This is a genomic window from Paenibacillus glucanolyticus NBRC 15330 (assembly GCF_004000885.1).
In the GTDB taxonomy this organism is placed as follows: domain Bacteria; phylum Bacillota; class Bacilli; order Paenibacillales; family Paenibacillaceae; genus Paenibacillus_AQ; species Paenibacillus_AQ glucanolyticus.
Map to the genome: position 1 here is coordinate 58,593 of NZ_BIMC01000018.1, position 17,222 is coordinate 75,814.

At 50.5% G+C, this 17,222-nt stretch carries 15 protein-coding genes, 1 tRNA gene and 1 other annotated feature; of the genes, 5 read left to right on the forward strand and 11 right to left on the reverse strand.

Going from position 1 to position 17,222, the window contains the following annotated elements; genetic code table 11:
• The first annotated feature begins 24 nt into the window (after window positions 1-24).
• Together PGL02S_RS21685 and PGL02S_RS21690 are read left to right on the forward strand one after the other, a co-directional pair.
• A complete protein-coding gene (locus tag PGL02S_RS21685) occupies window positions 25-789 on the forward strand; it encodes a class I SAM-dependent methyltransferase (RefSeq protein ID WP_036641376.1) in 765 nt (254 codons plus the stop codon).
• A gap of 57 nt (window positions 790-846) precedes the next feature.
• Window positions 847-1,071, forward strand: a binding site (T-box leader).
• A gap of 61 nt (window positions 1,072-1,132) precedes the next feature.
• Window positions 1,133-2,995 carry an arginine--tRNA ligase gene (locus PGL02S_RS21690; RefSeq protein WP_036641375.1) on the forward strand — a complete coding sequence of 621 codons (1,863 nt, stop codon included), beginning with the start codon at window positions 1,133-1,135 and terminating at the stop codon, window positions 2,993-2,995.
• A gap of 98 nt (window positions 2,996-3,093) precedes the next feature.
• Here the strand turns inward: PGL02S_RS21690 and PGL02S_RS21695 are convergent, their stop codons facing one another.
• Together PGL02S_RS21695 and PGL02S_RS21700 are read right to left on the reverse strand one after the other, a co-directional pair.
• On the reverse strand, window positions 3,094-3,534 hold the full coding sequence (locus tag PGL02S_RS21695) for a hypothetical protein (RefSeq protein WP_036641373.1): 441 nt from the start codon (window positions 3,532-3,534) through the stop codon (window positions 3,094-3,096).
• Between the two features lie 181 nt (window positions 3,535-3,715).
• Window positions 3,716-3,789 (reverse strand) — tRNA-Arg (locus PGL02S_RS21700).
• A 159-nt stretch (window positions 3,790-3,948) separates the two neighbouring features.
• On the opposite strand from PGL02S_RS21700, the gene PGL02S_RS21705 reads away from it, so the two are divergent.
• On the forward strand, window positions 3,949-4,245 hold the full coding sequence (locus PGL02S_RS21705) for a DUF4870 domain-containing protein (protein WP_036641371.1): 297 nt from the start codon (window positions 3,949-3,951) through the stop codon (window positions 4,243-4,245).
• Window positions 4,246-4,340: 95 nt separating this feature from the next.
• On the opposite strand, the gene PGL02S_RS21710 is transcribed toward PGL02S_RS21705, so the two are convergent.
• Together PGL02S_RS21710 and PGL02S_RS21715 are read right to left on the reverse strand one after the other, a co-directional pair.
• Entirely contained in the window at window positions 4,341-4,706 is a 366-nt protein-coding gene (locus PGL02S_RS21710) for a hypothetical protein (RefSeq protein WP_006208768.1), read from the reverse strand.
• 54 nt (window positions 4,707-4,760) lie between these two features.
• On the reverse strand, window positions 4,761-5,075 hold the full coding sequence (locus PGL02S_RS21715) for a hypothetical protein (RefSeq protein ID WP_036641367.1): 315 nt from the start codon (window positions 5,073-5,075) through the stop codon (window positions 4,761-4,763).
• Window positions 5,076-5,237: 162 nt separating this feature from the next.
• Between PGL02S_RS21715 and asnB the strand changes: the two genes are divergently transcribed.
• On the forward strand, window positions 5,238-7,082 hold the full coding sequence (gene asnB, locus PGL02S_RS21720; RefSeq protein ID WP_036641365.1) for an asparagine synthase (glutamine-hydrolyzing): 1,845 nt from the start codon (window positions 5,238-5,240) through the stop codon (window positions 7,080-7,082).
• An 81-nt stretch (window positions 7,083-7,163) separates the two neighbouring features.
• On the opposite strand, the gene PGL02S_RS21725 is transcribed toward asnB, so the two are convergent.
• The 3 genes from PGL02S_RS21725 to PGL02S_RS21735 form a co-directional block, all read right to left on the reverse strand.
• Window positions 7,164-7,790 (reverse strand): XTP/dITP diphosphatase, encoded by a 627-nt coding sequence (locus tag PGL02S_RS21725; protein WP_036641363.1) that lies wholly within the window; start codon window positions 7,788-7,790, stop codon window positions 7,164-7,166.
• Window positions 7,791-7,793: 3 nt separating this feature from the next.
• On the reverse strand, window positions 7,794-8,552 hold the full coding sequence (gene rph / locus PGL02S_RS21730; RefSeq protein WP_036641360.1) for a ribonuclease PH: 759 nt from the start codon (window positions 8,550-8,552) through the stop codon (window positions 7,794-7,796).
• Window positions 8,553-8,667: 115 nt separating this feature from the next.
• Complete coding sequence (locus tag PGL02S_RS21735) at window positions 8,668-9,726, reverse strand: GerMN domain-containing protein (RefSeq protein ID WP_006208762.1); 1,059 nt, start codon at window positions 9,724-9,726, stop codon at window positions 8,668-8,670.
• Window positions 9,727-9,894: 168 nt separating this feature from the next.
• Here PGL02S_RS21735 and PGL02S_RS21740 point away from each other — a divergent pair, with 168 nt between their 5' ends.
• Complete coding sequence (locus PGL02S_RS21740; RefSeq protein ID WP_036641358.1) at window positions 9,895-10,458, forward strand: phosphatidylglycerophosphatase A family protein; 564 nt, start codon at window positions 9,895-9,897, stop codon at window positions 10,456-10,458.
• 360 nt (window positions 10,459-10,818) lie between these two features.
• Here PGL02S_RS21740 and PGL02S_RS21745 read toward each other — a convergent pair whose 3' ends face one another.
• From PGL02S_RS21745 to PGL02S_RS21760, 4 genes are all read right to left on the reverse strand, one after another.
• Window positions 10,819-13,263, reverse strand: coding sequence for a glycogen/starch/alpha-glucan phosphorylase (locus PGL02S_RS21745; RefSeq protein ID WP_036641357.1), 2,445 nt, complete (start codon window positions 13,261-13,263; stop codon window positions 10,819-10,821).
• Window positions 13,264-13,302: 39 nt separating this feature from the next.
• The gene (glgD, locus tag PGL02S_RS21750; RefSeq protein ID WP_006208758.1) at window positions 13,303-14,406 is read right to left on the reverse strand and encodes a glucose-1-phosphate adenylyltransferase subunit GlgD; all 1,104 of its coding nucleotides are present in this window, start codon (window positions 14,404-14,406) and stop codon (window positions 13,303-13,305) included.
• A 13-nt stretch (window positions 14,407-14,419) separates the two neighbouring features.
• Complete coding sequence (locus PGL02S_RS21755; RefSeq protein ID WP_006208757.1) at window positions 14,420-15,601, reverse strand: glucose-1-phosphate adenylyltransferase; 1,182 nt, start codon at window positions 15,599-15,601, stop codon at window positions 14,420-14,422.
• 448 nt (window positions 15,602-16,049) lie between these two features.
• Window positions 16,050-17,060 carry an MBL fold metallo-hydrolase gene (locus PGL02S_RS21760; RefSeq protein ID WP_036641429.1) on the reverse strand — a complete coding sequence of 337 codons (1,011 nt, stop codon included), beginning with the start codon at window positions 17,058-17,060 and terminating at the stop codon, window positions 16,050-16,052.
• Between the last annotated feature and the right edge of the window lie 162 nt (window positions 17,061-17,222).

The window sequence follows — 17,222 nt, forward strand, 5'->3', positions numbered from 1 at the left end:
TCATAAAAAAGGGGGAGTCTTACGATGTCGGAGCAAATATGGAAGCCTCGGGATTACGATCGGCAGTTGTCGTTTGTTTCAGCTTATGGAAAAGGTTTGGCAGAGCTTCTGGCGCCTCGAGCCGGCGAGCGGATTCTCGACCTTGGGTGCGGGACCGGTGATTTGGCTTATGAAATATCAACGGCCGGTGCATACGTGACCGGTATGGACTCAGCCGTGGAGATGATTGGGCAGGCCCAAGCTAAGTATAAAAGCCTTGCATTCCGCGTTGGAAATGGCGAAAACTTCACGGTCGAAGCACCTTATGATGCTGTCTTCTCCAATGCGGCGCTGCACTGGATGAAGAATGCTGCAGGTGCAGTCCGCTCTGTGCATGGCGCACTAAGGAGCGGCGGCCGATTCGTCGCCGAATTTGGAGGAAAAGGCAATATTGAAACGATCTATGAAGCCCTAAGAACTGTATTCGCCGACCATTATGGAATCGATGCGGACACACGAAATCCGTGGTATTTTCCTAGTGTGGCAGAATATGCGACTCTGCTGGAAGCCCAAGGGTTCCAGGTCCGTATGGCACATCATTATGACCGTCCTACCAAGCTGTCTGAGGGCAAGGAGGGGGTTCGGTATTGGCTCCTGCATTTTGGCGATCATTTCTTTACCGGATTTACAGCTGAAGAAAGGGAGCATGCAATTGCCCGCATCAGCCAAATAAGCTACGACACGCTCTGGCATGAGGATGCCTACTACGCAGATTATAAGCGCTTGCGTATCATTGCGGAGAAGCTTTAACAATTTTATGGTTGATTTTCTAAATAGATTGGTTATAATATGAAAAACTTGAAAATGTGATTTTCGTTGATTGGGAGAGTAACTGCTTCAGACTTTAGTCCAAGCGAGCCGGGAGGGTGGAAACCGGTACAAAGTCGGCCGTGAAACGGACCCAGGAGATGGTCTTCCGAATTGAAGGATTGTAGGGAGCCCCGGCTTACACCGTTATTGTATGAAGGTGGTTGAACCCTTGCCGGTTTAACAACAAGAGTGGTACCGCGAGCACAAGTCCTCGTCTCTTTATTGAGATGAGGGCTTTTTTTATTTTTCCGAGGTATTCTTATTTTTCAAAGGGGGATTTACCGTGTTAAGTCAATTAATGATTACCAGTGTTCAACAAGCAGCAATCCAGGTGTGTGACTCTTTCGGCATCAAGCTGCCGGAATCCATCCCAATCCGGGTCGAGCAGCCCTCCAGCATAGAGCACGGGGATTATGCAACCAACATCGCAATGCAGCTTGCCAAGCTGCTTCGTAAGGCTCCCCTGCACATTGCCGAGTTAATTAAAACAGAGCTTGAGCAGGATGTTCCCTTCAAACAACTGGTCTCTTCCACGGAGGTCGTGGCTCCAGGTTTTATCAATCTGCACATCGACTGGGAAGCGTGGGCCAACCACCCATTTGAACTGCCACCGGCGACCCATGAAAAGATTGTTATCGAGCACACCTCCATCAATCCAAACAAATCTGCGCATATCGGTCATTTACGGAATTCCTGTATCGGGGATACGCTGGTCCGGCTGATGAGAAAGCTTGGCTATGAGGTGGAGGCGCATAATTATATCGACGATCTTGGCAATCAGCTGGCGGATACGGTTGTTGGAATGCTCCATACCCCGCTGTCCAAGGAACATGCCAGATTCGGTGATTACTGCTGGGATGTGTATTCGAGCACGAATAAAGCATACGAAAGAGAACCTGCACTGGTTCAACATCGGACGGAAGTTCTCCACGCATTGGAGGAGGGACATCAGAATCTTTCCTGGATCGGATTGCTCGTAGCTGAAAGAATCGTTAAAGAGCATCTTGAAGAAATGAAGCAGTTTGGCATTGGATACGACCTTCTGGTATGGGAGAGCAGCATTGTCAGAGAGGGATTTTGGGATTCCGCCTTCGAATTGTTGAAGAACACCTCACTGTTCCATCAGGAAACCGAGGGTAAGCTGGCAGGCTGCTGGGTGCTCAAACAATTAGGGGGAGATAAGGCAAACGATCCCGATTCCGAGCACAGCATGGACAAAGTGCTGGTACGCTCTAATGGCATTTTGACTTACACCGCCAAAGATATTGCTTATCATTTGTGGAAATACGGACTGCTCTCCAATGATTTTGTATATACAAAATTCACCGAAGATGTTTGGACCACGAGCACTCAGGGTGAACAGCAGGCATATGGCAAAGCCGATATGGTTATCAATGTCATTGATTACAGGCAGCAGTACCCACAGCTGATGGTGAAACAGGCACTGGAAGGCTTGGGATTCAACGAAGAAGCCCTGAACCTTCGACATGTCAGTTACGGCGTGGTTTCACTCAGTCCTTCGGCAGCAGCGGATCTTGGAATCGACACTTCCGACGGAAAGGCGTCCTATGCCATGTCCGGACGTCAAGGGATCGGGATCAAAATTACCGAGCTTATCCAGCAAGTAGCCAATGTCATCGAAGAGACCCGTTCGGATAAAAACGGATTGTCCAGCCATGCGATAGCAGCAGCCTCCATCCGTTACTATCTGCTTCGCTTTGCACTGCAAACCGAGGTTGTGTTCGATCTGAAACAGGCCACGGAAATTTCGGGAAATACGGGAGTCTACCTGCTCTATTCCTACGCGCGTGCACTTAGTGTTCTCAATAAAGCGCAGGATGCCGGTGTCTTGCCCTCTATGCCTGCTCACTTCCCTGACATGAAAAAAGCAGAGCATGCGCTGCTGAGGCATATCAGCACCTGGCATGATACCCTTTATGCTGCCGGACGAGAGCTATCCCCAAGCGCCATCTGTAACTTCGCGTATGAGCTGTGCTCCTTGTTCAACAATTTTTATTCGGCATGTCCGATTCTGAAAGCCGAGGCAGACGTACAGCGTTTCCGGATATGGCTCACTTCGCTGTTTAAGGATACCCTTGGCGAAGCTTTGGAAGTGTTGGGATTGCCAACGCCGAGCCGGATGTAAAGGAAACTCTGTGGGATGTTCCTGAATGCAGCTGTAGTTTCTTTAAAAAAGCCGCCCATTCTTTTTCAACAAGAATAAGAATGGGCGGCTTTTTTCCTTTATTGCAGCCCTCTGACGGTCAGTCTGACCTGAACTCCATCCGTTGCTGGCTCTTCCTGAAGAGTCCAGTTGACAGCCAGTGCCTCCTTCAAGCGAGCCAACTGCTCCTTCTTGAGCTTTAACCCCTCAATGATTCCCTCACCCACACGGAAGTCGGATTCCGAGCTGAGGTGAAAGGTTTCCTCCAGCCATATTTTCAGACCGTTTCGGGTATTAAACGTAATTTTGTAGCCCTCGATAACGGCTTTTTCCAAATCTTCCCCATGCTCTCCCGAATAGGCGAACAGTTCCCCGTAATGAAAATGACCATTCTGAGCAATCTGAAATCTCTCATTCTCTCCCGAGCGTACTGCCTCCAGCAACTCGGAGGAGGTGAGTCCCGATTTTCTGGCGTGCTCCAATAAGATGGCGGTATTCTGTGATATTTTAGTAAGCTGCATGCTTGATGCCTCCTCAATATATATACGAAAATATTTTTTCTTCTATTATAAGATGAAATGATTATGAAGTCAGGTCTTCTCAAAACATAAACTAATCGTGTCATGGATATCTTTCATTTGCAAGAAAGGCGGCCCTTGATTGGACGCAAAAACACCGCCATAAATGGCGGTGCCTCTTTTACGTCCCAGAAGGGATTCGAACCCCTGACCGACGGCTTAGAAGGCCGTTGCTCTATCCAGCTGAGCTACTGGGACATATATGTATGAAATGCTTTAAAACAGTAACGAAGTATATTATATCGCATATTCGGCATTTTTTAAAGAACTTTTTTTTGAATACCCTCATTACAGAATCAGGAACGCGCTTACTGGGTAATATGTATATCATCAGAATGACTTTAGGAGTGTGATACCATGAGACAGCTTCTGTCCTCTTTATCGTATTTCAGCATCTTTTTTGCGCCGTTTCTTCTCCCCCTCATCGTGTGGATTCTGTCTCCGGACGCCTACGTTGCCAAGCACGCCCGCCGTGCATTATTCTCGCACGTATTCCCGGTTATCGCAGCGATACCCATGATCTATATGGCCGTAACCTCGGGGTCCTTCGGCTCCATTATCGGGTATCTCATCCTGTTCGGGATCATCTACTTCGGAGCATTTGTATATAACATCATCATGGGCATTCAAGTATTGCGGGAAACGGCTTACTAAACACATCAGATGATTGAAGGGCCATGCAGCTATCATGCTGCATGGCCCTTCTTGTCTAGGCTTCCAAAGAACTTTGCCAATCTTTTTCCTAACCCCTAAAAATACTGAGGTCCTTCGCTGAGCCGCTGATTCAACTGCTCGTACAATTGACCGGTCGAGAGGAGCTGCTGTTTAAAGGTATCCCTATCCTCCTCGGCCGTGGAATGAACACTATTCTCGAACGCTTCGTCCGTAGCATCCACAAAAGCATCATGCATGCTGTTATCAAACCAGTCGAGCTCCATGCTGGCGTTGCTCCGGACGATTCTCACCAGTTCGTAGCCTCCCAGCGGAGACGATGGTGTCAGGTAAGCCAGCAATGCGCTTTCTCCCTCCGCTTCAGGATATACCTCCACCTCGGCGCATGGCGCACCGTTAACTTCGGTAATCCGTCGAATTTTTGCGTCTCTAATTGCGTACATCATGCATTCTCCTTCATGGGATGTGCAGGCTTCTGCACAATCCTTTTTTTATTTTCACGTGATATCGGAGAGCAATCGCAGCTCCTCCATCTGCTGACGCGTTGCCGGCGTACCCAACTGATATATCGTCCGGTACACATTATCCAGGGAAGATTGAAACAGGGCATTGGAGCTTTGTTGCGGCGTATCCGGCCAAGGAAACATGTATCCAAGGGCTTCTTCTTCCTTCTCCTGCATCATATCCAGCTCAATCCGGACTTGATCAGCCTCTTCCGGCGTAGCTTCGATCTCCCATTCATAAGGGCTTGCCCCCTGCTGAGTCAACACAGAACGGCTTTGCACGGAGACGTAATAGGTTGACTTATCCATGGACGCTTCTCTCCTTTGCTTTGAAATTCGTCCTCTTTCTTAGTTTTCGTAAAAGGACAGACATTTTATGCCTTCCTTCGGCATATATCTGTATCACTTTGGCGACGTAGGATTAAAAAGTTGGGACAGCGTATGACAAAGACAAAGAGAGGATGAACCGTCATGTGCGGAATAACCGGTTTTATACAATGGAGCGGCGATTTGACGCAGGATTCGCAGCTGCTGGTAAAAATGACAGAAAGTTTGGCTCACCGCGGACCTGACGGATCCGGCACCTGGATTTCCAACCCGTGCGCATTTGGACACCGAAGACTCAGCGTGATCGACCCCGAAAATGGAGCTCAGCCGATGATCATTCATCAGGAAGAGGAAGTCTACGCCATTGTATACAACGGGGAATTATATAATGCTGCTGAGCTTAAAGACGAATTGATACGACGCGGACATCGTTTCAATACCAAGTGTGATACGGAAGTGTTGTTAGTCTCCTATATCGAATGGGGCCCCGAGTGTTTGGAACGCCTCAATGGAATATTTGCCTTTGCCATTTGGGATAGTGCGCAGGAACAAGTGTTTCTGGCACGGGACCGGGTGGGAGTAAAACCCTTGTTCTACAGCTACATCGACGGAACCTTGGTTTTCGGCTCTGAACCCAAAGCACTGCTGCAGCATCCGAAGGTGGAGCCCGTGGTCGGTGCTGAAGGACTTGCCGAAGTGTTCATTATCGGTCCTGCACGGACCCCGGGGCATGGCGTCTATAAAGACATCTCCGAACTCCGCCCTGGCATGGCGATGATATTTAACCGGGAAGGGTTGCGCAAATACACCTATTGGAAGCTGGAAAGCAAACCGCATGAGGATGATGTAGACCAAACGGCAAGCTACTTGCGCGATCTCCTCCGGGATACGGTAGAGCGTCAGCTGGTATCTGACGTGCCGGTCTGCTCCCTTTTATCCGGGGGGCTTGATTCCAGTGCGCTTTCTTCCCTTGCCGTCGATTACTATAAGCGGACGGGCCAAGGACAAGTGCATACCTACTCTGTCGATTATGTGGACAACAACAAGCACTTTCAGTCCCATTCCTTCCAGCCTGGCGCAGATGCGCCATGGATTCAACGGATGCACGATGAGCTTGGGACGAACCATCACTGGATTGAATTCGATACTCCCGAATTGGTTGAGGCGCTGGATACCTCCACGCAAAAGCGCGACCTGCCCGGCATGGCCGACGTTGATGCATCGCTGCTCCTCTTCTGCCGAGAGATCAAAAAAGGCGCCACCGTTGCCATATCGGGCGAAGCTGCCGATGAAATATTTGGCGGATATCCTTGGTTTCACCGGGAAGACATGCTGAACTCCGGCACATTCCCATGGTCGGTCGCTCCGGACATGAGAGCCGGACTTCTGTCTGCCGAAATCCGGGACTGGATCAGACCCCTGGAATACCTGGGAGACCGCTATTCGGATGCGGTAGCTGAAGTCCCTAAGCTGGACGGCGAGACTGGCCAGCAAGCCAAAATGCGGGTTATGTCCTACCTCAACATCACCCGCTTTATGCCAACCCTGCTGGATCGCAAGGACCGGATGAGTATGGGCGTCGGACTGGAGGTCCGTGTGCCTTATACCGATCATCGTCTGATCGATTATGTGTGGAACATCCCATGGAGCATCAAAACAGCAGGCGACCGTGAAAAAGGCATTCTGCGCAAGGCGCTGGAGGGCGTGCTCCCGGATGATGTCCTGTACCGCAAAAAAAGTCCATATCCCAAAACCCACAATCCGAACTACCTGACCGCCGTCAAAGCGCAGGTACTGTCCATACTGGATGATGGCACATCTCCGCTGCTTCCGCTCATTGATACTGCGCGGATACGGGAGCTGGCCTCTTCGCCGGACGCGTCCTCCAATCTCCCTTGGTTCGGTCAATTGATGTCCGGCCCGCAGCTGTTTGCCTACTTGGCCCAGGTTCATTTCTGGCTTAAAGAATATAACGTATCCATACGTTAAACCTTATTCTACTGAAAAAACAAAGAAACCATACCCGCTCACGCCGGTATGGTTTCTTTTTTGCAATCATCTCGATTCAGCTCAACCCTGCAGATACGCAACCAGCTTGCGAAGGGCTTCTCCGCGGTGACTGATTAACTGCTTCTCCTCCAGGGAAAGCTCTGCCATCGTTTTCTCATGGCTTGGCAAGTAGAACAGCGGGTCGTACCCGAAACCGCCGCTTCCGGATGGATCGGAAGTGATCCACCCTTCGACATGCCCTTCCGCCTCCAGCTTTTCTCCTGAAACCGGATCGTACAGCACCAGCACGCAGACGAATCGGGCCGGGCTTAACAAGGGCTGCTCGGTGTCCTCACCCAGTCTTAATTGCTCCAGCTCGCCGATCAGCTTCTCGTTATTATCCTCATCCGCGCCATGCTCACCTGCATACCTTGCGGAATATACACCCGGAGCGCCGTCCAGCGCATCCACGCATAATCCGGAATCATCTGCAAGCACAGGCAATCCCAGTGCATCACCGACCGCTTTGGCTTTCTTGAATGCATTGGCTGCGAAGGTAACTCCATCTTCAACGACATCAGGCAATTCAGGGTAATCGTACATACTCTTGACTTCCACGCCAAGCGCAGCAAAAGCATGTGCAAATTCCTTCACTTTCCCCTGATTGCGGGTAGCTACAATGAGAGTATCCCCAAGTGTCAGCGTCATATCTTAGACTCCAGTTCCCGCATTCACGGAACCGATTTTGGCTGCAATGGGTCCGAGTGCTTCCTGTTGACGCTCGATCAGCTCGCGGATTCCTTTTTCCCCAAGCTCCAGAATCTGATCCAGCTCCTCGCGCGAGAATGGGCTTTCTTCGCCGGTTCCTTGAACCTCAACGAATTTACCCCCTCCGGTCATAACCAGATTCATATCCACCTTCGCTTTGGAATCCTCTTCATAGTTCAGGTCCAGCAGCGCCTGTCCTCCAGCGATACCCACACTAATCGATGCCAAGTAATCCGTGATCGGAAATACTGCGAGTTTATGTTGTTCTGCAATTTTATTTACCGCTATGGCCAGGGCTACAAATGCTCCTGTTATGGAGGTGGTCCGCGTTCCGCCATCCGCCTGGATCACATCGCAGTCCAGCGTAATTGTCCGCTCGCCAAGAGCATGCAGATTCACAACAGACCTGAGCGCTCTGCCGATCAGCCGCTGAATTTCCATCGTCCGGCCAGTGAGTTTACCGCGATTGGCTTCCCGCTGATTCCGAGATTGTGTTGCGCGCGGCAGCATTGAATATTCAGCCGTCACCCAGCCCTTTCCTTGTCCTTTCAGAAACGGGGGAACTTTCTCATCCACGGTTGCCGTAATCAGCACCTTGGTGTCTCCCATTTCGATGTACACGGAGCCTTCCGCATATTTATTCACATGGGTCGATAAATTCATCGGTCGAAGCTCATCGCTCTTACGTCCGTTAGATCTCATGTTTTCTGCCTCCTACTTCTTATCGCAATCCTGATTAGCATTCCCTATTCTACCAAAGTGCAGGCACAAAAGCACCTTTTTGGGGTGCATCTTGTCAAACAAAGCGATAAAATCGTCAGATCGAAATTTCGTTAATAAATTCCGGACGGCTTACTGGCTCACTGTAGTTGCGGCTGTCCGTTCCAACCACCTCAGCCAGATCGTTCATCCGGATTTTCACCTTCGCATTTTCCGAATTTTCGGAAACCGTAAGCACGACAGCCTGCAGCAGCTCGGTCGGAACCTGCTCTCCCTGTTCAAACATGCTGTCCTGGAGCGATACGGTTACGGCGCCGTCCTCCCCTGTTTCAATGGATGCAACGGTTGTGTCATCCGGAATGACTTCAACGAGTCCATCACCATACTGCGGTCCACGAATCAGCTCATTCAAGGCGGCCTGGACCGCATCTTGTCCGGTCGGAACAAGTCTTGTTACCGGTACATAGTACTGGATCCCGTCTGGCGTTAATGAGGAGAAATAAACGGTAACCGGTGAGGAAGCGGAGTATAACGCATCATCTGCCTTCTGCAAATTAATGCCCATCGCACGAGACAGCGGACGATCCAGCGGCGTGTGATTCACCGGCATCTCCGTCAGCTTGACTCCATCCACCCATACCTGCATCTGCTCAATGCCTTCATGTCCTGTCAGCGTCCACGTCAACGCCTCCAAAATTCTTCGTTCATCTGCCGCTTTATATTCCGTAAACGATTTATTGAATTCAACAACAGCTAGTTTGTTCTCCTGATCTACCGTCACATTATTGATTTGGGTACCGGCAGGCAGCACGGCCTGGAAGCCCTGTGGAACAAAGCCCGCGTAGCGCCCTCCATTCACAAGCACTTCAAGGGATTCGGCCACCTCATTGGCACCCTCGACCTTCGGAATCCCCAAGGTTACTGGTGCCAGCATTCCTCTCGTATCGGATAAATAAACCGTGGTTTGTGTGCCAATGTCGCCCTGCGCCGCTGTAGATCCGGCCGTGTTCAGCATCTGCTTCTCCACTTGTGCAGGCGGTGGGTCAATCGCTTCGGATTGTTTACCGGAAAACACACCACAGCCGGACAATACGATCGGAACAGCAAGCAGCCCGGCGGCGGAAAGCCTGCGAAGATTGCGTTTGTTACTTTTCATGTATTGTTCCTCCCTAACATTTTTTTGTACAGGTTGTACTCCTATGTATACGAGCCCTTTCCAAAAAAATAACTCTCAGTTTTGCCCTTTCTGGACAAAGGGGTGCCGGAAAAAGTACAATCGTCGTAAGCATCTTCATCAACCCACAAAAATGAGGTGAGTTCCATCATGGCAGAAAACGATACAAATATCCCTTACAGTCTGAACAGCAAAAAGGTAGCAGAAGCAACACGGAGCCTGCTGCATGAGCGTGGAATCAAATTGGAGGAAATCGCAGAGCTGGTAATGATCCTTCAAAAGAAATACTATCCGAATTTGACGATGGAAGAATGCATCGAAAATGTGGATGCCGTGCTCAGCAAACGCGAGGTGCAAAATGCGGTATTGACCGGAATCCAACTGGATATTTTGGCGGAGGAGGGCAACCTCATCTCTCCGCTTCAGGAAATGCTGGCCAATGATGAAGGGCTATATGGCGTGGATGAGGTTCTGGCATTTTCCATCGTTAACGTGTACGGTAGCATCGGCTTCACCAATTACGGGTATATCGACAAACTCAAGCCCGGCATTCTGGAGCAATTGAATGATAAATCAAGCGGCAGGGTCCATACCTTCCTGGACGATATCGTCGGTGCGGTTGCCGCAGCCGCCAGCAGCCGGATCGCCCATCGCAAGCAAGCGGACCGGGAGATCGAGTTGTACGGCACGACCGATGAACTCCCCAAAGAATAAACCACTTCAAAAAGGAGATTCGCAGCTATCGCGAATCTCCTTTTTTATCCGCCTATCAATTGGACTCCTCCACCTTGACCTAATCGAAGGATCCCGGTAATTTCAAAGAATCATAGACGATAGCGCGCTTACCGAAATCTAAGCTTCTCCAGGCTTGGAGATGAGTTCCTTCTATAATAAAGAGGCTCATCTTCGGCTATGAAAAATCGGGCTGTCCAATTGCATAAAACGGTAAATCTATCTAGTCATTTTTGCAAGCCTCAATCATATCCTATGATGAAGAACAATCCAATAGAGCACTTATGGTTACCCCGCCAATCTCTATGACGGGGTTCTTTTTTTTGTCAGAAAAATAGTAGACTACCTGTTCATACTGACCTTTACGGAAGCAATGTCCCAGATGTCGGATGCATAGCGGTGAATGGTATTGTCGCTGGAGAAATGACCCGAATGGGCAATATTGATAATTGACTTCTCAGTCCAGGCCCTGGCATTCAGATAGACGTCATCGATATCCGCCTGGGTGGCAACATAGCTGGCAAAGTCCTCCAATACAAAAAATTCATCATTGTGATCCAGCAGGGACTGCAGGATCTGACCGAATTCCAGCTCGTGACAGCAGAACGGGCCTGAGGATATTAATTGATCCAGAACACGGGCGATTCTCGAATCCTGCGCATACCTCTCTCTGGCTACATACGCCCCGGTCCGGTAATATTCCAGCACATCCGCAAGTTCCAGACCAAACAGGAACATATTATCTCTGCCCAGCAGCTCAAACATCTCCACATTCGCTCCATCCAGCGTACCGATGGTCAATGCGCCATTCATCATAAATTTCATATTACCCGTGCCGGATGCCTCCTTGCCGGCGGTTGATATCTGCTCGCTCACATCGGCAGCGGGAATAATCTTCTCGGCAAGCGAGACCGAATAATTCTCGAGAAACAGCACTTGAAGTTTGTCATTTACCTCCGAATCGTGATTAACGACATCCGCTACGACATTAATTAACTTGATGATGCTTTTGGCTAAATAGTAACCCGGCGCTGCCTTCGCCCCAAAAATGACGGTACGCGGTACACGATCTGCCCCCGGCTGATCCTTAATCTCGTTATAAGCATGGATGACACGCAAAATGTTCAGCAGCTGCCGCTTGTAGCCATGGAGCCGCTTAACATGGACATCAAATATCGAATCAGGATTAATCTGTATCCCTTGTTTATGGGCAATATAGTCCGCAAGCCGTTCTTTATTGCTCCGTTTGATTCGCTGAATTCCTTGCTGAAAGGCAGAATCCGTCTTTAATGACTGAAGCTGTATCAGTTGAACGGGATCCGTGATCCACGAGGTACCGATGCCTTCGCTGATGAGCTGGCTCAATCCCGGATTGCTGTGCATGAGCCAGCGGCGGTGGGTAATCCCGTTGGTCTTGTTGCTGAACCGCTCCGGATACAGCTCATATTGCGGTTTCATCACCTGCGTCTTAAGCAGTTCTGTATGCAGAGCTGCTACGCCGTTCACATGATAGCTTCCCACGATGGCCAGATTGGCCATTCGTATCTGATCGCTCTCCACAATCGCGAGCTGTGAAATACGCTCTTGGTCGCCTGGATAACGATCCAGCAGCATGCTGCAGAAACGTTTGTTGATCTCTTCAATGATCATGTAAACGCGAGGCAGCAGCTCTCTGACCATACCAGCCGGCCATTTTTCCAATGCTTCGCTCAGCAGGGTATGATTGGTATAGGACACGGTCCGGCTCGTAATGTCCCAAGCCTCATCCCAACCCAAACCCTTGTCGTCAACAAGAATCCGCATCAGCTCGGGTATGACCAGTGTAGGGTGTGTATCATTAATATGAATTGCGACATATTCCGGCAGCTCACGATACATCAGCCCCAGCTTGTCAAACGTTCTGAGAATGCTCTGAACCCCTGCCGAACAGAGAAAGTACTGCTGCTTCAGCCGCAGAAGCTTGCCTTCGTAAGCCGAATCATCCGGATACAAAAATTCAGATATGGATTCAACCGACCTGTTATATTCTAAAAATTTATAATAGCTGTTATGTTGATTGGCCGTACGGATTCTGGACAAATCCGTTGCCGACTCGGCGCTCCACAGGCGCAATGTATTCACCTGCCCCTCGCCATAACCGATCACTGGCACATCATAAGGCACGGCCAGAACACGTTCGTAGTCCACCGTGTGAAACACCGTTCGTTCTTCCTGCATACCGATTTCCACATGACCCCAGAAGCGTACTTCCACCGCTTTGTCTGCCCGCCGCTCTTCCCAGACGTTACCCCGCTGGAGCCAATTGTCAGGCAGCTCAACCTGATAACCATCAATAATCTTCTGTTCAAACAATCCATACTTATAACGAATCCCGCATCCATGGCCTGCATAACTCAGTGATGCCAGCGAATCCAGAAAGCATGCTGCAAGACGCCCAAGCCCCCCGTTGCCGAGACCTGCATCCGGCTCCTGCTCCTCAATCTCTTCCAAATTCCAGCCCAGCTCCAGCAGACCGCTCCGGACCATGTCCAGCACGCCGAGATTCAGCAGATTGTTTCCCATCAGCCGCCCGATCAAAAATTCCAGCGAGAAGTAATATACTTGTTTCTGCGCTGTATCCCGGTAGGTCCGATTGGCTGCCGCCCATTGCCGTCCGACATACTCCCGGATCATGCCCCCGAGTATTTTATAAACATCCTCAGGCGCTGCTTCCTCAAGCCCCTTCCCCAAACGACTCACCAATTGCTCCGTAAAGACCTGCTTGAATGTTTCCTTGTTGTTAAACAAAAGAAAGTTCCTCCTGACGGACTCGTTTTATTTTTGATATCAGATGGAGATGTCCTTGGCAATTACAAAGGGCTTGCGAAAATCGCCCTGAAGTTTATGATCCCGCGAGATGATCACGTCTTTATCGAGTATGACGTTCTCAAGCCTTACGTTTTCACCAATGACGCATTTTTGCATAATAATCGAGTTGTGAATGCTTGCACCTCTTTTTACCTGTACCCCTCGAAACAGAATGCTGTTCTTGACTTCCCCATCGATCTGACAACCGTTGGCTACCAGCGCATTGCTTACATCGGCGGAGTTCAAATATTTTGCCGGAACCTCGTACTTGATTTTGGTGTGAACAGACTGCTTGCGAAACAAGCTGTTGTATGCCGTGGGGTTGAGAAGATTCATGCTGGTGCGGTAATAGCTTTCAAGCGAGTTGATCACCGCATGATATCCGCGATATTCGTACCCTGCAATATTCAGCTTATGACGGTTACGCATGATCGCATCCCGAAAGAAATTGCTGCCGCCATGGGCTATGCAATGATCCGCCATCTCAAGAAACAACGATTTCTCCATCACAAACAATTCCATGTAGACCCCATCGTGCTTGTGTTCGTAATGAATGTCCGTTACGATGCCATCCTCGTTGACATCCAGGTGTGTGCAGGAACGATGCTCATCTCTCGGCTTATCCACTCTTGTGTATACCAGTGTTACATCAGCGCCCTGCTCCAGATGGTATTCATACACCTCGTTCAAATCGACCGTACTGATATGCTGACTGCCGGAATGCACGATATATTTTGCAGCCCCCCGCTCAAAGAAATCCAGATTGTTATAAATATGTCGCAGCTCGCCGGCGGACACATCCGTCTCATCATTCCAATCCGGTGGAAGGATGAATAAGCCGCCCCGCTTACGATGCATATCCCACGGACGACCTTCACCGAGATGATCCATCAAGGATCGGTATTTCCGGCGAACGAAGAGCGCGATATCCTGGATGCCGGCATGCATCATGTTCGACATCACAAAATCAATCAAGCGATACCTGCTCGCAAAAGGCACAGCCGCACCGCAGCGGTAATACGTCAATTCATTCAGCACATCCCGTTCATGCTCCAAATTAATAATCCCCATGAGTTCTCTCATCTGCGATCCCGTCCTAACCTTGATTAATGTGGGACGAAGACGATTGAAGCAGCTTCAGCACGTCTTCATCATTACCGCTTACAAGCACGATCTGGGATGGATCTTCCGGAGGCGGACCGATGGTTGTATGGTCTTCAATGACCATATCCTCGGTCACGATGGCCCGGTGTATGCGAACATGGCTGCCAATACGCACCTTGGGCATGATAACCGAATCGGTGATGACACTGCCTTCCCCTATCTCAACGCCATAAAAGAGGACCGAGTGCTCCACCTCGCCGCATACGGTGCAGCCTTCATTAATCATGCTGTTCCGCACGACCGCGGTTGGCGAAATATACTCTGCCGGCTGATTCGGATTCCGGGTGTAAATCCGCCATAACGGATCGTTTAAGTCCAGCTTGGGCTTCTCGCTGAGCAGATCCATATTGGCCTCCCATAGGCTTTGGATCGTGCCGACATCCTTCCAATACCCGTCGAATGGATAGGCGTACAGCGTTTTCCCGTCATCCAGCATATTCGGCAGAATGTCTTTGCCAAAATCATGGCTCGTTCCCGGAAGCTCCGCATTCTGCAGTAAGTAGGATCGCAGCAGCTTCCAGCGGAACAGATATACGCCCATGGAAGCTGTAGTGCTCTTGGGCTGTGCCGGCTTCTCCTCGAATTCATAAATCCGGTAATTCTCATCCGTATTCACCATGCCGAATCGCTTCGCTTCGTCCAGACTGACTTCAATGACCGAGATGGTGCAATCCGCATCCTTCTCCTTGTGGTAAGCCAGCATGCGGTCGTAATCCATCTTGTAGATGTGGTCTCCTGATAAAATAAGGACGTGCTCGGGATCATACTGATCAATAAACTTGAGGTTACGGAAGATTGCATCTGCCGTCCCGCGGTACCAGGTAGTCCCGTCTTCGCGTTCATGGGGCGGCAGCACGAATACGCCCCCATTCAGCCGGTCCATATCCCAGTCGCTGCCTACACCAATGTAGGAATGCAGCACCAGCGGCTCATACTGCGTGAGCACACCGACGGTGTCAATTCCAGAATGGGAGCAGTTGCTGAGGGGAAAATCAATAATCCGGTATGTACCCCCAAAATAAACAGCCGGCTTCGCCAGTGTCTTTGTCAGACCCTTCAGCCGTTTGCCTTGACCTCCTGCGAGCAGCATGGCAACCACATCTTTTTTCTTCATGGCAGATTCTCCTTTTCAGGGGCTTATGAGATACGAATCCTATAACATGAAAATTGCAGATTGAAACCCAAGTGATGGAGTGGATCATGGTGGTCAATGATTAAGACTAAAGATGATACAAGAGGGAATGCTTGCGCTTATACAGCACAGGTAACATTAAATATATGCGGGTTATTAGAAAACTCTGACTCCGGATAACGAAGGATCCCCCTAAGTTGAAGCGCTTTCCTATTCTAAGAATGTACTCTGCTGCAGTCTTACAGGGGATGTACCTACCAAGCATCCAGACGCAGCGGTTCGGACGCTTTTTCCCGGGGTATCCCATAGCGGATGCTCCACAACGTATCCCTTCTGATCTATTAAACAAAAAACCGCCCTTTCTACGCATGATGGAAGCAAACGTACAAGCAGACGGTTTATTCATGTCTTGATTATATCAGGAATACCGCTATTTCCGCACAGAAAAATAGCACATTCCGTCCTCGTTGTCCACCATCTCGGCTTCCCCGCGATCGGTGAGCTCGGCAAGATGGGCAAGCGCTTCGCACATGGCAAAGCGCAGCTGGTGGATGCCGAGCTTATCGCCGAAGAGGGCGGTGCAGACCTCGAAGGCGGTTAGCCGTCCGGCTGCGCCCAGCATGCCGGCGATTGCCGTCAGGCGCTCCTCGTGATGAACGAGGAGCGCTTCGATCCGTTCACGGACATGCGTGAACGGGTGGCGGTGTCCGGGATACGCAGTCCGGACATGCAGTTCCCGCAGGCGGCGCAGCCCTGCGAGGAAGAGCGCCAGCGGCCCGGCGTCGCTGCCGGGCAGCAGGCTGACGTTGGGCGAGATTTGCGGCAGCACGGCATCGCCGCAGAGCAGAATGCCGCTGTCGGCATGGAAGAACGACAGATGCCCCGGAGCATGGCCGGCGGTTTGGACCGGTATCCATATCCTGTTCCCCATCCGGAAAGGCAGGTCCTCCCCGATGTACGAGACTTGCGGCTGCGGCGTAACTTGGGAGAAGAAGCTGTTCAGATGCTCCGGCAGCTGGTCAAGCCAGGATTCCGGCATGCCATGCAGCCCAAAGAACGACGGAAGCGCGCTGTCCATAGTAGAATCCGGGCCCCACATCAGCATCGCTTCCCGATGGGCACGCTCGGACATCCAGACCTTCGCACCGGTGCGCTCCTGAAACCATCCGGCCAGGCCATAGTGATCCGGATGATGGTGAGTCAGCACAACCGAGACGATGTCGCTGATTCCGATATCGAGCAGCTCCAGCGCAGCCTGCCATTCCTGCTCCGAGGAGTCCGTACGCGGGCCTGGGTCAAGGATGGTGACACCATCATCTCCCCGCAGCACATAACTGTTCACCCAGCGCAAAGGATTAGACAGCGTAATCTTCACCTGACTGAGCTGATGCTCTTCTATATGATTAATCCCGGGGATTTGTCCCTTCTCTTCCTGATTCATCGTAGATGCAACCTCCATCTGCATTGTGGCTTCAAAACCTGACCCTTTCATCATAAGCTTGTAATCGGGATATGTATACAAAAGGCTGAGCTCGTTTGGAGCGGTGTTCAAAGAAGAAGGCACCCCCGTATGGCCCATACCATCTTGGAGATGCCTTTTCTT